The sequence below is a fragment of the Hoeflea sp. Naph1 genome (genome assembly GCF_046837775.1).
Classification (GTDB): Bacteria; Pseudomonadota; Alphaproteobacteria; order Rhizobiales; family Rhizobiaceae; genus Hoeflea.
Window position 1 is genome coordinate 3,104,256 of the sequence record NZ_CP177286.1, and the last position, 21,067, is coordinate 3,125,322.

Genomic DNA, 21,067 nt, shown 5'->3' on the forward strand with positions numbered 1-21,067 from the left:
ACTTGCGGTGAACGCGACCAAAAGCGGCTCAATATTCGCGTTCGAAGAAAATGCCGCCCTTGGTTTCGCCGTCCGCACCGGCTTCGCCACGCAACTTGATGCCGCGACCGATATCGAGATCAATCCGGGCCTTGCTGGATCCGGCACCGGTGCCGCTCTCCAGTCCCAAATAGGTACGGTCATTGAGATATTTGCCGACTCCCAGCGAGGTTTCGCCGGTATCCTCGTCGGTACGCACGTCGATATCGTCAACGCCAGTGGCCCGGCGTAGTTTCTCCACCAATCCGCCGCCCTTGACCACGCCGGTCAATTGACCTGCTGCTTCGGCCAGTTGGGCAATCTGGATCGCCGAGAGATCGTTGAGCGAGCGGCCGAAGATCAGCAGCGCCAGCACTTCATCTTCGGGCAGTTCCGGGCTCGAGGTGAAGCTGAATTCCGGCCGGTTGGCAGGTCCTGTCACCAGAACCGTTACCGTGGTGCTGCCAGCCCGGTTCGATGCCGCAAAATCCAGGATCGGTACTGTCGATCCCGCGAACCCGATCTTGCCCCTGTCAAAATCGAGCCGCTTGCCCAAAATGTTCAAACGACCCCGCTGAAGTTCGAAGCCGCCCGACGCTGAGGGCGCATTCGAACTGCCCGACAACCGCACAGACCCGCCAAGTTCCACATCCATGCCGCGGCCGCGAACAAAGATCCGGGTTGCACGGACGGTCAGATCAAGCCCAAGCCCGCCCGAACCGCCGCCGCCAGCATCCGCCGACAACCGCTCGGATTGCGCTTCCACAGCTGCTGATGCGTTCTTGTGGGTAACATCAAGCTGTGAAATCGAGGCCGGCAGACTATCGGGCACGGTAATCGTCGTCTCGTCGAGCTGCACTGTACCACTAAGCGTCGGCCGTTCGATCAGTGCCCCCGAAAGCGCCAAATCGGCATCAAAACGTGTCGCCACCATCTGTCCGTCGGCATAACGTCCGCGCGCCACCTTCAGTTTCAAATCAGCCGGGTAACCTGATCCAGGTTCAATACCGATGGTTCCCGAACCGCTGATCTGGCCACCAGAAGACAATGTTCCGGAAAGCGACCGGATTGAGGCCTGGCCTGGCGTCAGCCCCACTTCGGCCGACAGCTTGTCAATTGCCAGCCCCGACCGGCCATCGACAAGCCGCGCATCCGATGTCGATATCGTCCCGGCGATCTGCGGCGCCGCAGCCGTTCCGGAAATCGAGATGTCGGCATTGGCCGTCCCGCTGAGCGCCAACCCCTGCGCGGCCAGTTGCCGCGAAAGCAGAGAGAACGGCACCTTGCCGTTGATATTGGCAGACAATTGCTTTGCACCGGCTGTATCGAGACCACCGGTCGCAGTAAACAACAAGCCACTGCCTTCCGCGCGAGCGTTGAAGCTGAGCCTGCCGCCTTGCAGACCGCCGGTCGCCGTCACCGCCAGTGGCACGTCAGCGACAGAGGAGGCCGCGGCTGCCCGCAGATTGCTGACATTGAGATCATAACTGACCACCGGTGCCGCACCCGTGCCGCCGATCTTGACCTGCCCCGACAGCGTTCCAGACAGCCCCGCGCCCGGCGCGACCGCGTTGGCCGATGCAAGCGGCAGCCCCGACAGGTCTGCGACAATATCGAGTTTCTCGCCGGCTGTGCCCGACACAGCAACCCGTCCACCGCCGGGCGAAATCGCCAACCGTTCTATGTTGGCCACCCCGTCACGGATCACCACCCGCGCCGGGTCACTCAGCGTTATGGCCAGCCCCTGGTAGGCCGTGCGCCCGCTTTCAAGTTCCAGTTCGGTGCCCGCCTCACCCGGACGAACCCGTCCCTTGAGCGCAACCGGAAACCCGGCGGCTTGCGCCTTGCCGTCAAACACCGTCCACCCCTGTGCCTGCGAAAATTCGACCCGCAGCCCCGATACATCCGTCTCCCCAGCCTTCACTGAGGCAACATCCAGCGTGCCCACAGGGCTTGGCGTGCCCATAAGATCATCCACGCTCAGGGCGATACGCGCATCGCGCACCGCATAGCCCTCACCGCTCAATGTCGGAAAATCCAGTGCTATATCAGCCAGAGAACGGCTGTCGCGCACGTCAAATTTGACCGTGCCGTCACCATTGCCGCTAATGTTCTGCAAGGCCAGCGCCGCCAATGGGCCTATGTCTTTCAGATCGAGTTCGATTGTGCCCTTGGGACGGTAGGCCTCGTCAAGAACCAGCGTTCCGAAGATCAGGTTGTCGGCAACCTGCAGCCGCAACGGGTCGATCTGCACCACGCCACCGGATTGCGCCAGCCTGGCTGTTCCGGCAATCGGTTGCCCATCAAGGGTTCCGCTCAGCTCGATATCAGCCTGCGGCGCCGCGGTATCGGCCACCCCACTGGCTTCAAGCAGCAGCCCGGATAGGTCACGCCCCTGAACAGCCAGCTCATTGCCCGACAGTTTTGCAACAAACGCCGGCGCTGTGCTCTGTCCCGAGAGCATCGCCGAGAGTTTCAGCCCGCCGCTGACCGCCGCGTTCATGCCCGCCAGATTGCTCAGCTCGGCCTCGACATCACCGGCAATCTGGCCCTCGCTGTCGAGCGCCACGCCACCTGATGCGGTGGCGAATTGGGAAGAAAGCTGAAAGTCACGCACCGAAACCGAACCGACGTCGTCGCGAACCACCTCGGCTACAAATTTGAGCTCCTCGCCGAGCACGCCCACGGCCTGGTCCGACAGCACCGCGCTGCGCACAGCCCCTGAAAGGCGGGCAGCAAGGTCACCGGCAGTCCCGACGGTGATGTCTTCCAGCACAACATTGGTGACACCCGATTTAAGCATGATCTTGTCGCTGCTTATCGACCCGTCCTCGTCCAGAGAAACCGCCCCCGAAACATTAACGCCGCCCGCAACCGCACGGGCGACGATCTCGTTGGCCGATCCAACCGCGTCGATATCAATGTTTAGAGATCCCTCGCCGCTGCGCGTGGCCATCGAAAATTGCCCGAAATCAACCACCGCCGACACCTCGTCGGCACTGAAATCGGCACCCTCGATGCGCGCGGTCGAGACCACCAGATGGATGCTCGCCTCCTCGGCATTGCCCGACACCCGCATTTCCGCTTCAGGAACCGACAGGCTGACATGCGCGCCATCCGCGCCGAAACTCAGCATCCCGGCACCCGGTTGCGGCGAGATCGACGCAGTAAGATCGACTTCGCCCTTTAACGCCACACGGCCCCGGCCCTCTGCCGACAGCCGCGCCGAGGCAAAGGTGAAAATGTCGATCACCGCACCGCTGCGATCCGGCTCAATCACCCCTTCGAGACTCAGGGCGCTGCGCCCGGCAACAATCTGGCTCAGCGCGGGTGGCAGGAATTGCTCGAACGCGCCTTCAGCCTGCAGCGAAACCGCTTCGCCCGCGTCACCGGCGATCAACTGCAAATGCGCTTCGGCAACAATTTCATCATTGATCGTACCGGCGACATTGAGTTGCCAGTCGGCAAGTGTGCCTTGCGATGTTGCGCTGACGCTGATGGCATCCTGCGGCGCCAGTTGCAGCAAATGCGCCAGCACCCCGCCCGGCGGTTCCGACAGCTTGGCAGACACATTGAGCAGATCCTCGCCCTTGCGGTAATCCGCATCGACGACAAGTTCGCCGCCAACCCCATCGATCCGCTTGACCACCAGATCGGCCAGCGCAGTGGAAACGCTCGCATCGACCTGAAGACTACCCTTCGCCTCGAGCCGAGCCACGCGGCCGGCAACCGGTTCACCAAGCAAAATGTCGGGTGCCGACAGCCGTTTGATATCCAGCGCCAGTGGCAACACCAGTTCGCTGCTGGACTCTGATTGCTTCTCTGCGGGTTCTGGCAGACGCGCCAGTTCCACCCGCTCGATGGACAGGTCATCGATCGCCAACCCGGAACTCAGCAGCGCCAGCGGCGACCAGTCGATCTTGATGCCCTTGATCAGCAACCATGGCTCGCCAGCGGCATCCTTGACCAGAACATGGCCGATCGACGTCGAGCCCGACAGCAGCCCGTCGATCCGGTCAATCTCGACACTCTGATCCGCCCCTGACCCGAGCCGGTTCAGTGTCAGCGCAATCAGCCGCCCCCCCGGCGCGGTCGAAACCAGCAGGATCACAAAGGCGACGATGACAAGAATGAGGATGATGAACCACCGCGCCACGCGCCAGAACAATCCAGGGCGCCGTTTGCTCGTTGTTGCGGCTGTCATCTCAGAAGGCCTGCCCTATCCCGGCGTAAATTCCGTAATCCGGATCGGTCGGGCCCTTGTTGAGTGGCAGAGCCACATCAACCCGCAACGGCCCGAACGGGGTGGCGTAACGCAAACCGACACCGGCGCCAACTTTGAACTCCGCGCCGGAAAAACTGTTGCCGGCGCTGACCATGCCAGCATCAACGAACGGGACAATGCCAATCGTGTCGGTGATGCCGATGCGCAATTCGGCCGAAGTCTCGATCATCGCCAGACCGCCAGTCGGCGTGCCGGTGGCATCCACCGGACCAATATCCTGATAGCCGTAGCCGCGGACCGAGCCGCCGCCACCGGCATAAAACCGTCGATTGGCCGGAACATCTGACAGCCCGGCACCATAGATCGCACCGGCAGCAACCCGTCCGGCCAACACAAAACGCTTCTCCGCGTCCAGCGCCCGGTAGGCCGAACCTTCGGCGCGCAGCTTCACAAAAGTCGCGCCATTGTTGATCTCGTGGGCCGGCTCAACCAGCAGCGAGAGGCGTGTCCCGGTAGCCGGGTTGAGTCGGTTGTCACGGGTGTCGCGCACATATTCGAGCGGCAGCGCAACCGTGATAGTCTGCTGATCGATATTGAAGCTGTCGGTCAGCGTGGCGTATTCCACCTCGACACCGGCGGAAACCGTCTGTTTTTCCGTCAGCTCATAGGAAACACCCACGGCGCCCACGACCGAGAAACGGCGATAGGCGTCGGGATTTTCCTGCTCCAACTCAAGCCGCGAGGTGAATTTCGAGGCCGGCCCCAGCACACCGGGCTTTTCAAACAACACCGCGCCGTGCCAGGTCATGTCCTCGGCCTCGCTGGTGCTGCCAAGCCCGCTGACCGAGCCTTCAATCCGCAGCTTCTCGGCACGGCCGAACAGGTTGCGATGCCCCCAATAGGCCTCCGCACCACCGCCGTCGGTGGACGAATAGGTTGCACCAAGGCCGAGAAAACGGTGCTTGCGTTCCGACACATTGACCTCGACCGGAACCGCGCCGGCCTCTGTCAGGTTTTCGCCGCCACGCACGGTGACGCTGGAAAACACCTCCAGCGCTCTCAGCCGCTTGGCAGCAGCCATCAGGGCTGCCGGATCATATTGTTCGCCTTCGGGAATGCCGGCCATCATGGCAATGAAATCCGAATCCACCGACTGGGCGCCATCAACAGCGGTCTGCCCGAACGGCGCCACCGGCCCGGCTTCAAGCGTCAGCGACACATTGATCACACCGGTAGCGTGATCAGCCACCACATCGCGGCCGGAAATCCGCGCCAGCGGGTGTCCGGTCTTTTCAAGTTCTTTCACCAGCGCTTTCTCGGCATCGAGAATCACTGTCGATTTTGCCAGGCTTCCCGGGGTCAGTCCCTGCGCATCGGCGGTATAGGCGCGGCCGTCAACATCGCGGATGTTTACGTTGCCAAAACGGAATTGCTGCCCTGGTACGACCACGATCCGCACCGGAACCGGTCCGGTGCTTCGCAAATCGGCGTCTGGCGGCAGATCGGCCAGACGCTTGCCAGCAATCAGGATTTGCACCTGTCCGCCATAACGGGCGTTTTCATAAAGCGCCGCCACCAATTGCTCGAAATCACTGTTGGCCCGCTGAATCAGCCCGATCGAGCCGGAAACCGGGCGTTTCGAACCCTGGACCAGTTGCGAGGCCGCTTCCAGTTCGGTGCGCAAGGCACCGTCAGGGTCGGCGCCGCTGACCTCCAGCGAGACGGAGTAGGACAATGGATCGACAACTGCGACGGTGTCAGTCTGCTCGTCTTCGAACAGTTTCAGCCCAAAGATTTCCAGCGCCTGGCCAGCCGTGGACGGGATCGCGAGTGCCATGGCCAAACACAAGACATGCGGCAGCCTTCGCGGCCACAAGGGACCGCGCGCTCGGCAATCTATGGTCCGCGCGTGTGTCATCCGTTCCAATCTACAGCGCCTTGGTGAACAGGCTCTGAATCTATGTAGCCCAAAAAAGCCGGTTTAAATAAGGGTGTTGTGAAAAAACTATAGCCATCCTCAACAATGGCAAGCCTGCGCTGCGCGGTTTTAGCGGCGATGTCGCAATTACCCCTTGTGCGGCCCAGTGCTATTTCGCAATCTGCCGCCAAAATCAAGTCGGGGGTGGACCATGAAATCGCATGTCAGAGCAGTCGTAATCGGGGGCGGCGTTGTCGGATGTTCCGTGCTTTACCATCTGGCCAAGGCCGGATGGAGCGATGTCATGCTGATCGAGCGCTCGGAGCTGACCTCCGGTTCCTCCTGGCATGCAGCTGGCGGCTTTCACACGCTCAATGGCGACCCCAACGTCGCCAAGCTGCAGGCCTACACGGTCAGCCTCTATGAGGAGCTTGAAGAACTCTCTGGCCAGTCCTGCGGCCTGCACCTGACCGGCGGCGTGATGATGGCAGACAGCCCCGAGCGGATGGATTTCCTCCGCCTGGTCCATGCCAAGGGGCGCTATCTCGGCATGGAAACCGAACTGATCACCCCGTCTGAAGCCAAGGCCATGTTCCCGCTGATGGACGAGAGCAATTTCGTCGGCGCGCTGTGGGATCCTGTCGAAGGCCATCTCGACCCCTCCGGCACTACCCATGCCTACGCCAAGGCTGCCCAGAAGCTTGGCGCGGAGATCGTATTGCGCAACCGGGTCATCGAGCTGACTCAGGAGGCCGACGGCACCTGGAACGTGATTACCGAGCAAGGCACGGTGAAAGCCGATCACGTGGTCAATGCTGGCGGGCTGTGGGCGCGCGAAGTCGGCCGCATGGTTGGTCTCGAATTGCCGCTGCTGGCCATGGAGCACATGTATCTGCTCACCGAGGAAATGCCCGAAGTGCTTGAGTTCAACGCCAAGACCGGCCGCGAACTGGTTGGCGTCATTGACTTCAAGGGTGAGATCTACACCCGCCAGGAACGCTCCGGCATCCTGCTCGGCACCTATGAGAAGGCCTGCAAACCCTGGTCGCCAATCGATACGCCGTGGGATTTCGGCCACGAACTGCTGGCGCCGGATCTCGACCGCATCGCGCCATCGCTTGAAGTCGGGTTCAGGCATTTCCCGGCAATGGAAAACGCCGGCATCAAACAGGTCATCAACGGCCCCTTCACCTTCGCCCCTGACGGCAATCCGCTTGTGGGGCCGGTGCCGGGCCTTACAAACTACTGGACAGCCTGCGCCGTGATGGCCGGCTTCAGCCAGGGCGGCGGCGTTGGACTCGCGCTGTCGAACTGGATGGTCCACGGCGATCCGGGTGCCGACATCTGGGGCATGGATGTATCGCGTTACGGCGAATGGGCAACGCTGCGCTACACCAACGCCAAGGTGCGCGAGAACTACTCCCGCCGCTTCTCGATCTCGTTTCCCAACGAGGAACTGCCTGCCGCCCGGCCGCAGCAGACCACCCCGCTCTACGACATCATGACCCGAGACAACCACGCGGTGATGGGCGACAGCTGGGGACTGGAGACACCGCTGTGGTTCGCACCGTCAGCGAAAGAAGCTCATGACGTGCTGTCTTTCCACCGCTCCAACGATTTCAAACACATCGGCAATGAAGTCCGTGCGGTGCGCGAACGCGTCGGCGTCACCGAGATCGCCAACTTCGCCAAATACCGTGTCAGCGGCCCGGGCGCGGAGGCCTGGTTGTCGCATCTGATGACAAACACCATGCCCAAGCTCGGCCGCATCGTGCTGACCCCGATGCTCAACGAGTTCGGCAAGCTGATCGGCGACTTCACCATCGCCAAGGTGGACGACGAGGACTTCATGGTCTGGGGCTCGTCGGCGGCGCAACGCTATCACATGCGCTGGTTCAACACCCACCTGCCCGCCGACGGATCGATCCGCATTCACCGCTATGACCTTGCCCTGGTCGGACTGTCGATCGCCGGACCGCAGGCGCGCAATCTGCTCGCCAAACTCACCGATGCCGACGTCTCCAATGCCGCCTTCCGGTTCATGGATTTCCGCCAGATGGATGTCGGAGGCGCGCCCTGCATGGTCAACCGCGTCACCTACACCGGCGACCTCGGCTACGAGATATGGATGGAACCCTGCTACGAATTGGCTGTCTACCGCGCCATCAAGGCGGCAGGCGAGGAATTCGGCATCGCCGATTTCGGCATGCGGGCACTGCTGTCGATGCGGCTCGAGAAGAACTTCCCCACCTGGTTCCGTGAACTCAGACCCATCTACGGCCCTTATGAAGCCGCCATGGATCGCTTCATCAAACTCACGAAAAACGATTTCATCGGCCGCGAAGCCGCCGCCAAGGAACATGCCGACGGCCCGAAACTGATGCGGACCTCATTTCTGGTTGATGCGCTCGACGCCGACGTGATGGGCGACGAGCCGGTCTGGACCAAGGTCGGCGATACAGATTACGGCACGGTGGAACCACCGCATGGCTATGGCGCGCCTCGCTTTGATTCGGATGGCACAGAGATCGCCAAGCCGGAAGGTGGCACATTGCGCGATGGTGACTGGCGCGTGGTCGGCTGGATCACGTCGGGCGGCTATGCCCACACCATTGGCAGTTCGATGGCGCAGGGTTACATCCCAGCAGACTTGGCGAGCAACGGTGATGCTGGCATTTTCGAGATCGAGATCCTGGGAATCCGTCGCCCGGCCCGGATTGCGTTGGAAGCACCATTCGATCCGTTGGGCGAAAAGATGCGGAGCTAGGGGCAGCCAAATCGCACGACACAGCGGGAATTTTGAGAAGGTCTGGGTATCTCCGGCTTCCGTCACCCCGGACTTGATCCGGGATCCAGCCACCGCGCGTGAGCACGGTGAGAGACTCTATCGTTTATCGAACAGATTTGACCTCTCGTCTCGCGAACGCTGGCCTGCTGGGTGCCGGATCAAGTCCGGCACGACGGTGAAACGAAATCTCCGCCACAATCTGGCACTGGCATACACACCACTCCAAGCCCAAGAAAAAACCCGCAAAGCCAGAGACTTGCGGGCATTTCAGGACTCAACTTGCAAACATCTTCACTCAACCTGCGTGAGATATTGACCGGATCAACCGGCCCGCACGACCGGGTTGCCCTCGGTCGCCAGCTTGGCAAGATCGGCAGGCTTGAGCTCGACAGACTCACCGCAGCCACATGAAGATGTCTGGTTGGGGTTGTTGAAGGTGAAGCCCGAGCGCAGCTTGGTCACTTCGTAATCCATCTCGGTACCGAGCAGATAAAGCACCGCCTCCGGCGCCACGAACACAACCGCACCGTCGCGCTCAATCCGGTCATCCTTGGGATTGACCTCGGTGGCCAAGTCAATGGCATATTCCATCCCGGCGCAGCCACCCTTCTTGATGCTCACGCGGATGCCCTCGGCACCCGACGCCGCCTTTAGTAGTGTCTTGACGCGATCGGCCGCAGCCTGCGTCAAACTCATCACGGCAAAACCCATAACGGTCTCCTTCAGCCAGACGGGTTCAAGGCCCGCTGCTTCGTCCCATGAATGTAGTGTGGACCAGTCCACTTAACAAGAAGCTGACATGCATGGGCCCGGTGTTCAATACCAGCCGACTGCCACTTGCGCTTCTTCGCTCATCCGGTCAGGCGACCAGGGCGGGTCGAATGTCATCGATACTTCAACGCCCGAGATACCTTCGACCGTGTTGACAGCATTTTCTACCCAGCCCGGCATTTCGCCAGCCACCGGACAGCCCGGCGCAGTCAGCGTCATCTCGATTTTGACCATCCGGTCATCCTCGATGTCGATCTTGTAGATCAGGCCGAGCTCGTAGATGTCGGAGGGAATTTCCGGATCATAAACCGTCTTCAGCGCCGAAATGATATCGTCGCTCAACCGCGCCAGTTCATCGCGCGGGATGGCTGATTCCGTTACTGCATTGCCAGCTTCATTGGTGTCATCTGTGGATGCGTCGCTCATCGGCTTTGCTCCTTCAAGCGAAAAAAGATCGCGCTTTGTCAAGCGCCTCGACCAGCACGTCTACTTCCGCGCGGGTATTGTACAGTCCAAATGAGGCCCGGCAAGTCGATGTCACCCCGAACCGCTTGAGCAGCGGTTGCGCGCAATGCGTCCCTGCCCGCACCGCCACCCCGGACCGGTCGATCAGCATCGAGACGTCGTGGGCGTGGATGCCCTCGATCTCGAAGGCGAAGATCGCGCCCTTGCCTGGTGCCGTGCCGATCATCCTGAGCGCATTGACCGCCGACAGTTTCTCCGCTGCATAGGAAGCCAGATCCGCCTCGTGGGCTGCTATCCGCTCCCGGCCGATCCCGTCCATGTAGTCGAGTGCCACACCGAGCCCGATCGCCTGTACGATCGGTGGCGTTCCCGCCTCAAATCGATGCGGCGGATCATTGTAGGTGACGCTCTCTTCCGACACGTCAACGATCATCTCGCCGCCGCCCATGAAAGGTTGCATCGCCTTCAGCGCCTCTGTCTTGCCATACAACACGCCGATGCCCGAAGGGCCGTAGAGCTTGTGACCGGTCATCACGAACCAGTCGCAGTCAATATCCTGCACGTCGACGGCCAGATGCACAGCCGACTGGCTGCCATCGACCAGCACCGGCACACCGCGCTCATGGGCGATCCGGCAGATCTCCTTGACGTCGACCACGGTGCCGAGCACGTTCGACATCTGTGTCACCGCCACCAGTTTGGTTCGATTGGTCAGCGCCTTGCGGAAATCATCCGGATCGAGCCTGCCCTCGTCATCAACGCCAACCCAGACGATCTTGGCACCCTGACGTTCACGAAGGAAGTGCCAAGGCACGATGTTGGAGTGGTGCTCCATCACAGAGATGACGATTTCGTCACCTTCGCCGATATTCGGCATGCCATAGCCATAGGCTACCGTGTTGATCGCCTCGGTGCTCGATTTGGTAAACACCACATTGTCGACCGATGGCGCATTGAGAAACCGCCGCACGATCTCGCGGGCGTTCTCATAAGCGTCGGTGGCTGCATTGGACAGAAAATGCAGGCCGCGGTGCACATTGGCATATTCGTTGGAATAGGCGTGGCTGACCGCGTCGATCACCACCTGCGGCTTCTGCGCCGAGGCACCGTTGTCGAGATAGACCAGCGGCTTGCCATGCACCATGCGCGACAGGATCGGAAAATCCTTTCGTATCGCCATGACATCATAATCATGATTCAAGATCTCAGGCATGTTCTGCAAGCCATTGTTCGATAAGGGTTTCCAACGCCTCAACCAGATCTTCGTTCTCGAGTTCGTCGATCAGTTCGTCGACGAAGCCGTTGACCAGAAGCGTGCGCGCCGATTTCTCGGTGATACCGCGCGCCATCAGGTAGAACAGATGATTGCTGTCGAGATCGATCACGGTTGCACCGTGTGCGCAAATCACGTCATCGGCAAAAATCTCCAGTTCCGGCTTGGCGGCAAACTCGCCGTCATCGGACAGAAGCAACGTATTGCAGGCCATCTGCGCGTCGGTCTTCTGCGCTACACTGGCCACTCGAATCTGCCCCTGGAATACCCCACTGGCGCGGTCCAGCACGACATTGCGGACGATCTCCGATGAGGTGGTGTTGGGAACATCATGCCCCAGTGTCAGCGTCACGTCGGTATGGGTATCGCCGGCAAGCAGATTGACGCAGCGCAAATCAAAATGGGCGCCCTCGCCCGCAACGTCGATATGCAACTCCTGCCGCACCAGCTTGCCACCGATGTTGACGATATACACCTTAAGCAGCGCGTCGGTGCCAAGCCGCGCGTTGAGCTGGGAGAGATGCTGATCCTGATCGCCGCGCCCCTGCAGGATGATCCAAGTCGCCTCGGCGCCATCGGCCACGTCAAGCGTGCTGATCGAAGTCGACAGGCCGGTCTGGCCCGCGTCTCCGAGATGGCGCTCGATGATGGTTGCCTTCGATTTGCTTTCGAAGTTGGCGACGAACCGGTTGTGAACCTGCCCGCCCGATTGCACCGACTGGAGTTCGACAAGCTCTTCGAGCTCTGTATCGGCGGCAACGCTCAAGCGGTATCCGTCGCCGACAAATGCGCCATTGTAGCGCCCGATCAGATCATCGGCACCGCGTTCGGCGAGCATTTTGGCAGCTTCGCCTGACACCAGCAGATCCATGAACGGCTCGAGGTTCAGGCCTTTGGGCGCGTCAAGCTCTGCGCTGCGGCCTTGCACCACCGGCAACACCAGACTGCCGCGAACCAGCGGATCGACCTGTTTGGCAGCCCCGCTCTCCGGGTCGGCTGCACCACGCAACAGATTGCGCAGGTCGGTATAATGCCAACTCTCAACACGTCGGGTCGGCAGTCCGGCCTGAGATATTCCGTGAAGCAGCTTGTCGCGTGCCAAGGTCACGGGCGCATCGCCTGGCAAATTGCCCATCATTTCATTGAAACTATCCATGATCGCCTGTTCTGCGGCGGTCCGGGGCGGTTTTGTTTGCAAATTCATGCTGTCTCTCCTGACCGGCTTTCCGGCCCGTCCATCAGCGCCATTCAGGCAGCTGCTTCAATAATCCCGGCATAACCATTGGCTTCCAGATCGAGCGCAAGGTCCTTGTCGCCGGTCTTGATTACCTGGCCCTTGTAAAGCACATGCACGCTGTCAGGCACGATGTACTCGAGCAACCGCTGGTAGTGGGTGATCACGATCACGGCGCGGTCAGGCGAACGCAGTTCGTTGACGCCGTCGGCAACGATCCTCAAAGCGTCGATGTCGAGGCCTGAGTCGGTTTCATCAAGCACGCAAAGCTTGGGCGCCAGCAGTTTCATCTGCAGGATTTCCGCGCGCTTCTTCTCGCCACCGGAGAATCCGACATTGAGTGGACGCTTGAGCATGGCCATGTCGATTTGCAGACCGGCGGCCGCCTCCTTGACCAGGCGGATGAAATCCGGGGTCTTCAGTTCATCCTCACCGCGGGCCTTGCGTTGTTCATTCATGGCTACCTTGAGGAACTGCATGGTGGCGACGCCGGGGATTTCCATCGGGTACTGAAACGCAAGGAAGATACCCTTGGCCGAACGTTCCGACGGGTCGAGGTCGAGAATGCTCTCGCCATTGTACAGGATGTCGCCCTCGGTCACTTCGTAATCGCTGCGGCCCGCCAGAATGTAAGCCAGTGTGGATTTGCCCGAGCCGTTCGGCCCCATGATGGCTGCCACTTCGCCGGCCTTGACCGTCAGGTTGAGGCCGCGAATGATTTCCGTGCCGTCTTCGGCGATGCGGGCGTGAAGGTTCTTGATCTCTAGCATGTCGTTATTTCCCAAATCGAATTCACGTTTATCTCTTGGCCGCGGCGCAGGTGCGATACCCGTTCAGAAAACGGGCCGAAACCATCCGCGCTGTCGGCTCGCGTATCGGCAGGTCAGGCTTTGGTCCGGGCCTCGCCGACGTGTCGTTCTACAGTCCGATGGTCGATCTGACCGCTGGCAGCAGCGTGGCGGCAATGATGCCGACAACCCCGCCGACAACGATCCGCAGACCGCGCCCGCCGAAACTTGGCGCCAATGCTGACAAGCCACCGCAGATCACGGCATACCAGGCCACGGCAGTCATATCGACGCTCATGTCTGGTTCCCGATCTGCCCCGGCGTCTCAGTCGTCATCGTTCTGCAATCCCTGCAAGCGGCGCGCGATGGACGCGAGCTCCATGCGCGCGCGATGCAACTCGGAACTCAGCATCTTCTCGCTTGTCCCGGTCGATCCCCGGGAGATCGCTTCCAGAAGATCATCGATAGAGCCGCCCAGGTCCTTGTAGCGGCCCTTGAGCTTGTCGATTTCGACCTTGGTTTCTGGTTCCAGCTTCATCCCACGCTTCCCTCAAGGCTGATGCCGATGAGTTTCTGTGCTTCGACGGCAAATTCCATCGGCAGTTCCTGGATCACGTCCTTGACGAAGCCGTTGACGATCAGCGCGATCGCCTCTTCCTCGGGAATGCCGCGGGCCAGGCAGTAGAACAACTGGTCCTCGGAAATCTTGGACGTGGTTGCCTCGTGCTCGAACTGTGCGGTTGAGTTCTTGGCCTCGATATACGGCACCGTATGAGCGCCGCACTGGTTACCGATCAAAAGACTGTCGCACTGGGTAAAGTTGCGCGCATTGGACGCCTTGCGGTGGGCCGAAATCTGACCGCGATAGGTGTTGTTGGAGTTGCCCGCCGAAATCCCCTTGGAAATGACCCGACTTGAGGTATTTTTGCCCAGGTGGATCATCTTGGTACCGGAATCGATCTGCTGATGGCCATTCGACACGGCAATCGAGTAGAACTCGCCGCGCGAACCATCGCCACGCAGGATGCAGGAAGGGTATTTCCAGGTGATCGCCGAACCGGTCTCGACTTGGGTCCAGGAAATTTTCGAGTTCTTGCCACGGCAATCGCCGCGCTTGGTCACGAAATTGTAGATCCCGCCCTTGCCGTCCTTGTCGCCCGGATACCAGTTCTGCACGGTCGAGTACTTGATCTCGGCATCGTCGAGCGCGACCAGTTCAACCACGGCCGCGTGCAACTGATTTTCGTCGCGCTGCGGCGCTGTGCATCCCTCGAGATAGGAGACATGAGCTCCCTCCTCGGCGATGATCAAGGTGCGCTCGAACTGACCGGTATTCTTCTCGTTGATGCGGAAATAGGTCGACAACTCCATCGGGCAACGCACGCCCTTGGGCACGAACACGAACGAGCCGTCGGTAAACACCGCCGAATTGAGCGTAGCGTAATAATTGTCGGTCACAGGCACCACGGTGCCGAGATATTTCTGCACCAGTTCCGGATGCTCGCGCATCGCTTCCGAGATGGACATGAAGATCACGCCGACCTTCAACAATTCTGCCTTGAAGGTGGTGACCACCGAAACCGAATCGAACACCGCATCGACAGCGATCTTGGGCTTTTCCACCCCGGCCAGAATTTCCTGTTCGCCGAGCGGAATGCCAAGTTTCTCGTAAACCCGAAGCAATTCCGGATCGACCTCGTCAAGCGACTTCGGTCCCGATGTGCTCTTGGGCGCGGAATAATAGTGGATGTCCTGGAAATCTATCTTCGGATAGTCGACCCGCGCCCAGGTCGGCTCCTCCATCGTGAGCCAGCGCCTGAAGGCGTCGAGACGCCATTCGAGCATCCATTCCGGCTCGCTCTTTTTGGCCGAAATCATCCGAATGGTGTCTTCGGTAAGACCCTTCGGCGCGGTATCGCTTTCGATTTCCGTTTCGAAACCATACTTATACTGGTCCACATCGATCTGGCGGACCTGATCAATGGTCTCCTGCACGGCACCCATGGCGCTCTCCAATCTCGCCGGGTCAAGGCCGGCAGCTTGTTAACGTCGTGTGATAAGCCCTTCAGGGCCGACCACTATGTAGGGCGAGACGATTGTCTACGCCATGTCATTCGCGAAAAAATTGGGCTCCGCGAATGGAACTTCTTGCGCAGCGTCAGGCCGCGGCTTGTGCTCCCTGGCGGGCAAGCCGCCGGGCATTGATGCGTTTAAACACATCCAGAAATTGTTCAACATCCTCTTGGTTGTGGTCACGGCCCAGACTGATCCGGATTGCTCCGAGTTCGGTATCAGCCCCCATCGCCGCAAGCACGTGGCTTGGACCGATCTTGCCCGACGAACAGGCAGACCCGGCTGATACGGCAGCACCTTCCATGTCAAAGGCGATCTGCGCGGTCTCCGCCTTGAGGCCGGGCAGCGCAAAGAAACTGGTATTGACCAACCGCTCAGCATCCCCGCCATGGATGATAACGTCCGGCGCAATTTCCCGCATCCCCGCTTCCATCTGGTCACGTAGCGCCAAAATCTGGGCCACATTGCCAAGTGCGTCAACAGCAGCTTCCGCTGCAGCGCCAAAGCCGGCAATCCCGATGAGGTTTTCGGTGCCACCGCGGTGGCCCTTTTCCTGGCCGCCGCCAACCAGCAGCGGCGCAGGCATCAGTGTTTCGCCGGCACTGATCAAGGCGCCAATTCCCTTGGCGGCGCCGATCTTGTGCCCCGAGAGAATCAGGAAATCAGCTCCCAGTTCCTCGATCGACAAAGGCATGCGCCCAGCGCCCTGAACGGCATCCACCACTACCAGCCCCTGATGGGCCTTGACCAGGTCGGCTGCTTGCCGAACCGGCTGGATCACCCCGGTCTCGTTGTTGGCGATTTGCAGCGCCAGCATGATCTGTCCGTCAGATGGATCTTGGGCAGCAAGTGCGTCTTCAAGCGCGTACAAATCGACCCGCCCATTGGCGTCGACCGGCACGATAGTCACCTGCTCGGGCGCAAACCGTCCACCGGCCAGGATCGCCGGATGCTCGACTGCCGAGACAAACAGCCGCGACAGTTTGATTGGCGCCCGCCCCATCCTGAAATCCGGGGTCAGAACGTGGTTGGCTGCCTCGGTGGCGCCCGATGTAAAGCTAACATGAGCAGCAGGAACACCTGCAAGCTGTGCAACGGCATCGCGGGCCCGGGCCATCAAAGCGCGCGCCTTGCGGCCTTCGGCATGCACGGAGGAAGGGTTGCCCGGCAGCGCCATCGCATCGATCATAGCTTCCTTCGCCGCTGGTAAAAGCGGTGCAGTTGCGTTGTGATCGAGGTAGAGGCGCCGGTTCGCCATGGTGTCCTTCACCTGTTGCAAGGCCTGCATAAAGGCAGCAGGCGCATTTTTCTTGAATTTTCAGTGTCCGATGCCGTAAGACACACACACTTTCAGCAACCCGCTGCAGTTTCGAATGGTTCTAAACTAGGTTCTAGGGAGCCGCCCCGCCGCCGTCAAGAGCGCGGACGCGATATCCCCCTGCCGGTCCACGTCCAAGTTGACGCACCGCAGGCAAGCGAACCCAGCCCACGTATGGAGTACGAATGCCTGAAGTCATTTTCAACGGACCCGCCGGCCGTCTCGAAGGCCGCTACCAGCCGGGCAAGGAAAAGAACGCACCAATCGCCATCGTGCTGCACCCGCATCCTCAATTCGGCGGCACGATGAACAACCAGATTGTCTACCAGTTGTTCTACATGTTCCAGCAGCGCGGCTTTACCACGCTTCGTTTCAACTTCCGCAGCATCGGCCGCAGCCAGGGCGAATTCGACCATGGCGCCGGAGAATTGTCCGATGCCGCCGGTGCGCTCGACTGGGTTCAGAGCCTGCACCCTGATTCCAAGAGCTGCTGGGTCGCAGGCTACTCCTTTGGCGCCTGGATCGGCATGCAATTGCTGATGCGACGGCCGGAAATCGAGGGTTTCTTCTCGATCGCACCGCAGCCCAACACCTATGACTTCTCGTTCCTGGCACCCTGCCCCTCGTCCGGCCTGATCATTCACGGCGACGCCGACCGGGTTGCGCCGGAAAAGGACGTCAACGGCCTGGTCGAAAAGCTCAAGCTGCAGAAGGGCATTCTGATCACCCAGAAGACCATGCCCGGCGCCAACCACTTCTTCACCGGCAAGGTCGACGAACTGATCGGCCAGTGCGAGGATTATCTCGACCGTCGTCTGGCCGGTGAACTGGTCCCGGCAACGGCCGCCAAGCGCCTGCGCTGACACGCCACACTCAATACGAATGCGAAGGCATGGCGACACCCGCCATGCCTTTTTCGTTTAAAGACCGACTATCGGTAAACCCCACGGGCTCGGGAGCAAATGGGCAACGACGACCATTCGGCGTTCCTGTTGACTATCAGGCTGGCGATTCCGTCGCCATCTTCGCAAGGCTCAGCAGCCCAGTCGAGCGATCTTGATTGTTTCCGAAAAGCTGATAGGCCGGATCTGCCCGTCAAAGTGCGGCTATGGTGCCGCTAAAATATTACAAGCCGGGCCGAATGCCGTCGTGAACCTCGCAAAGCCGACACCCGAGAACGAGAAAGCCGGAGGGAGCGGTAAGGGCGTGATGAAACACGTCTGACTGCGACCCTTGAGGAACATCATGACTGTCTTTGGATTCACGCTCGTACTCGCCGCTGCCTTTTGCCACGCAACCTGGAACTTTCTCGTCAAACGCATCAATGGCGGGCCAGAACTTGTCTGGCTTTTTTCAGCTGTTTCGGTGCTGATCTACATTCCGATTGCCGCTTACATCATCCTGACCGAGAAGCCCCATTTCGGGTTTTGGGAAATTCTGTTCGTGGCTGGCAGTATACCGCTCCACCTCGGTTATTTCCTGCTCTTGCAAACCGGATACCGTAAAGGCGACCTGTCGCTGGTCTATCCGACGGCACGCGCCACGGGGCCTTTTCTGTCGACAACATTTGCCGTTTTGTTTCTTGGCGAGAACATGACCGCACAGGTTGCGGTTGGGGCGGGCGCTGTGATTATTGGCGTGGTTGGCCTGACAGGCGGGATTAAAAGCCGCGCAAAGAACCTGACCACGTCGATCGGATTTGGCGTCGGTGCGGGCGTGCTGATTGGGAGCTACACCATCTGGGACGCATACGCCGTTTCTGTCGTGCTGGTCTCGCCAATTCTTCTCGACTTCGTTTCAAATATCGGGCGCACCATACTTCTCACGCCAATCGCCTTGAAACGCAAAGAGCGCGTGAAATATTATTGGCGGGAACACAGGCTAGATGTGGTGGCAGTCGCGGTATTCAGTTCGTTGGCCTATGTCCTTGTTTTGTATGCACTCACCTTCACACCAGTTGTCTATGTTGCGCCAACCCGCGAGATCAGTGTCTTGCTGACAGTGCTGATGGGGAGCCTGTTACTCGGCGAAGGTGATCTTGCGCGGCGCATGAAATGGGCCATGCTGATTCTGGTCGGTGTCGCATTGCTGGCGACGGCGTAGGAGCAGAAAACACGATCTAAATGGCTGGGTCTACTCAGGCCAGCACCAAATTGGCATCATTCCAGTTCGACAACCATGCCGTCCTGAAGCGTCACCCGGCGATCGAGCAGGCTGGCCAGATCGTGGTTATGGGTGGCAATCACGGCAGACAATCCCGATTGCCGAACCAGCGCATCAAGTGCTTCAAATACATAACCAGCGGTCTCGGGATCGAGATTGCCGGTGGGCTCGTCCGCCATCAGGATCAACGGCGCGTTGGCCACGGCCCGGGCAATCGCCACCCGCTGTTGTTCGCCGCCTGACAATTCCGAAGGCAAGTGTTCGCCGCGATGGCCGATCCGCATGTAATCGAGCAATTGCGCGGCGCGTTCCTTCGCATCGGCCTTCGGCAGCCCCGAAATCAACTGCGGCATCATGATGTTTTCAAGCGCCGTAAATTCGGGCAGCAAATGGTGAAACTGATAGACAAAACCGATCTCGGAGCGCCGGATCGCGGTGCGGCGGTCGTCGGAAAGCTGGCCGCATGCCTCGCCATCAATGATCACATCGCCTTCATCAGGCCGCTCGAGCAGGCCAGCAAGATGCAACAGCGTTGACTTGCCGGTGCCCGATGGCGCCACCAGCGCCACGGTTTCGCCGGGCTGCAGCGTAAAATTCGCGCCATCGAGAATCGAGATCTGGTTTGTTCCCTGGACGAAATGACGCCCGACATTGACCAGTTCAAGAACGGGGCGGACGCCACCAGGGGCCGTGTCATTCATATCGCAACGCCTGTACCGGATCGAGCTTGGAGGCCCGCCACGAGGGAATCAACGTGGCGATGAAAGACAGAACCAATGCCACGACCAGCACAACCACGGTCTCGCCCGAATCCATATCGGCCGGCAATTGGCTGAGGAAATAGAGTTCCGGATTGAACAGGGATGTCCCCGAAATCCAGGAGAAGAACTGACGGATTCTCTCGACATTGAGACAGACCACGACGCCGAGCAGAAAACCGGCAAAGGTCCCGGTCACGCCGATTGCAGCACCGGTCATGAAGAAGATCCGCATCACCGCGCCTGAGGTCGCCCCCATGGTGCGCAAAATGGCGATGTCGTGGCCCTTGTCCTTGACCAGCATGATCAGCCCCGAAATGATGTTCAGCGCCGCCACCAGAATGATCAGCGTCAGGATCATGAACATCACGTTGCGCTCGACCTGCAATGCCGAGAAGAAGGTCTGGTTGCGTTGCCGCCAATCGGTAATGAAGATCTGCCGGTTCGCCGCAGCCTCGATCAGCGGCCGCATCTCGTCGATATTGTCGGGATTCTTGACAAAGATCTCGATCGATTGCACCAGCCCTTCGGAGTTGAAGTAGAGTTGTGCCTCCTCGAGCGGCATGTAGATGATCGAGGAATCATATTCCGACATGCCGACTTCGAAAATCGCCGACACCGCATAGGCCTTGACCCGCGGCGTCATGCCGAATGGCGTGACATCGCCCTCCGGCGCCACCAGCGTGATCAAATCGCCCGCGACCAGCCCCAGCGACTGAGCCATGCGAGACCCGATCGCCACGCCCTCGCCTGCCGTGAAGCCGACCAGATCGCCGGACCTGATATTCTCCGCGACAATCTTCATCGATTGCAGATCTTCAGGACTGATCCCACGCACCAGCGCGCCGGTTCCCGCGCCACCTACTCCTGAAGCGAGCGTCTGGCCTTCCACCAGCGGGATCGCGGTAATCACGCCGTCGACTGCCTTCAACCGTTCCGCCAGAGCAACATAATCATCAAGCGGTCGGTCGATCGGTTGCACCACCATATGACCGTTGATGCCCAGGATTCGCGTGATCAGTTCGCCACGAAAACCGTTCATCACCGCCATGACGATGATCAGCGTTGCCACACCCAGAGTGATGCCGACAAAGGAAAATCCGGCGATCACCGAAATGAAGGCCTCTTTGCGCCGTGCCCGCAGATAACGCCAGGCCACCATCCGTTCAAACGCCGAAAACGGCTTGGCCGACGGCGCATCTGCATGGCCCGCAGGGACTACTGGATGAGAACTGCTTGCTGTGGCGACGTCCGGATCGGTCATGTGGCTATCCT

Annotated in this window: 16 protein-coding genes; 3 read left to right on the top strand and 13 right to left on the bottom strand. The window is 60.0% G+C overall.

The window, feature by feature from the left end:
• Nucleotides 1–28 precede the first annotated feature (28 nt).
• Complete coding sequence (locus ACK6D9_RS14955) at nucleotides 29–4,222, bottom strand: translocation/assembly module TamB domain-containing protein (RefSeq protein WP_412049111.1); 4,194 nt, start codon at nucleotides 4,220–4,222, stop codon at nucleotides 29–31.
• A gap of 1 nt (nucleotide 4,223) precedes the next feature.
• Entirely contained in the window at nucleotides 4,224–6,080 is a 1,857-nt protein-coding gene (locus ACK6D9_RS14960; protein ID WP_412049112.1) for an autotransporter assembly complex protein TamA, read from the bottom strand.
• A 292-nt stretch (nucleotides 6,081–6,372) separates the two neighbouring features.
• Here ACK6D9_RS14960 and ACK6D9_RS14965 point away from each other — a divergent pair, with 292 nt between their 5' ends.
• Nucleotides 6,373–8,928, top strand: coding sequence for a GcvT family protein (locus ACK6D9_RS14965; protein ID WP_412049113.1), 2,556 nt, complete (start codon nucleotides 6,373–6,375; stop codon nucleotides 8,926–8,928).
• 342 nt (nucleotides 8,929–9,270) lie between these two features.
• Here ACK6D9_RS14965 and sufA read toward each other — a convergent pair whose 3' ends face one another.
• From sufA to ACK6D9_RS15010, 9 genes are all read right to left on the bottom strand, one after another.
• Nucleotides 9,271–9,660 carry a Fe-S cluster assembly scaffold SufA gene (sufA, locus tag ACK6D9_RS14970; protein ID WP_412049114.1) on the bottom strand — a complete coding sequence of 130 codons (390 nt, stop codon included), beginning with the start codon at nucleotides 9,658–9,660 and terminating at the stop codon, nucleotides 9,271–9,273.
• 105 nt (nucleotides 9,661–9,765) lie between these two features.
• Entirely contained in the window at nucleotides 9,766–10,146 is a 381-nt protein-coding gene (locus tag ACK6D9_RS14975) for an SUF system Fe-S cluster assembly protein (protein WP_412049115.1), read from the bottom strand.
• A 13-nt stretch (nucleotides 10,147–10,159) separates the two neighbouring features.
• Nucleotides 10,160–11,398 (bottom strand): cysteine desulfurase, encoded by a 1,239-nt coding sequence (locus ACK6D9_RS14980; protein WP_412049116.1) that lies wholly within the window; start codon nucleotides 11,396–11,398, stop codon nucleotides 10,160–10,162.
• Complete coding sequence (sufD, locus tag ACK6D9_RS14985; RefSeq protein WP_412049117.1) at nucleotides 11,391–12,662, bottom strand: Fe-S cluster assembly protein SufD; 1,272 nt, start codon at nucleotides 12,660–12,662, stop codon at nucleotides 11,391–11,393. Before sufD ends, ACK6D9_RS14980 begins: the two co-directional genes overlap by 8 nt.
• Before the next feature lie 44 nt (nucleotides 12,663–12,706).
• Nucleotides 12,707–13,462: a Fe-S cluster assembly ATPase SufC gene (gene sufC, locus ACK6D9_RS14990; protein WP_412049118.1), complete on the bottom strand. Its 756-nt coding sequence runs from the start codon at nucleotides 13,460–13,462 to the stop codon at nucleotides 12,707–12,709.
• A 148-nt stretch (nucleotides 13,463–13,610) separates the two neighbouring features.
• Nucleotides 13,611–13,778, bottom strand: coding sequence for a hypothetical protein (locus tag ACK6D9_RS14995; protein ID WP_322990947.1), 168 nt, complete (start codon nucleotides 13,776–13,778; stop codon nucleotides 13,611–13,613).
• Nucleotides 13,779–13,805: 27 nt separating this feature from the next.
• Complete coding sequence (locus ACK6D9_RS15000; protein ID WP_322990948.1) at nucleotides 13,806–14,018, bottom strand: hypothetical protein; 213 nt, start codon at nucleotides 14,016–14,018, stop codon at nucleotides 13,806–13,808.
• Nucleotides 14,015–15,484 (bottom strand): Fe-S cluster assembly protein SufB, encoded by a 1,470-nt coding sequence (sufB, locus tag ACK6D9_RS15005; protein ID WP_412049119.1) that lies wholly within the window; start codon nucleotides 15,482–15,484, stop codon nucleotides 14,015–14,017. The genes ACK6D9_RS15000 and sufB overlap by 4 nt, the downstream gene beginning before the upstream one ends.
• Before the next feature lie 154 nt (nucleotides 15,485–15,638).
• A complete protein-coding gene (locus ACK6D9_RS15010; RefSeq protein ID WP_412049120.1) occupies nucleotides 15,639–16,811 on the bottom strand; it encodes a cysteine desulfurase family protein in 1,173 nt (390 codons plus the stop codon).
• Between the two features lie 245 nt (nucleotides 16,812–17,056).
• Between ACK6D9_RS15010 and ACK6D9_RS15015 the strand changes: the two genes are divergently transcribed.
• Nucleotides 17,057–17,734, top strand: a complete 678-nt coding sequence (locus tag ACK6D9_RS15015) for an alpha/beta hydrolase (protein WP_412049121.1) — start codon at nucleotides 17,057–17,059, stop codon at nucleotides 17,732–17,734.
• Between the two features lie 370 nt (nucleotides 17,735–18,104).
• Complete coding sequence (locus ACK6D9_RS15020) at nucleotides 18,105–18,974, top strand: EamA family transporter (RefSeq protein WP_412049122.1); 870 nt, start codon at nucleotides 18,105–18,107, stop codon at nucleotides 18,972–18,974.
• A 56-nt stretch (nucleotides 18,975–19,030) separates the two neighbouring features.
• On the opposite strand, the gene ACK6D9_RS15025 is transcribed toward ACK6D9_RS15020, so the two are convergent.
• Together ACK6D9_RS15025 and ACK6D9_RS15030 are read right to left on the bottom strand one after the other, a co-directional pair.
• A complete protein-coding gene (locus tag ACK6D9_RS15025) occupies nucleotides 19,031–19,735 on the bottom strand; it encodes an ABC transporter ATP-binding protein (RefSeq protein ID WP_412049123.1) in 705 nt (234 codons plus the stop codon).
• A complete protein-coding gene (locus tag ACK6D9_RS15030) occupies nucleotides 19,728–21,056 on the bottom strand; it encodes a lipoprotein-releasing ABC transporter permease subunit (RefSeq protein WP_322988048.1) in 1,329 nt (442 codons plus the stop codon). The genes ACK6D9_RS15025 and ACK6D9_RS15030 overlap by 8 nt, the downstream gene beginning before the upstream one ends.
• Nucleotides 21,057–21,067 lie beyond the last annotated feature (11 nt).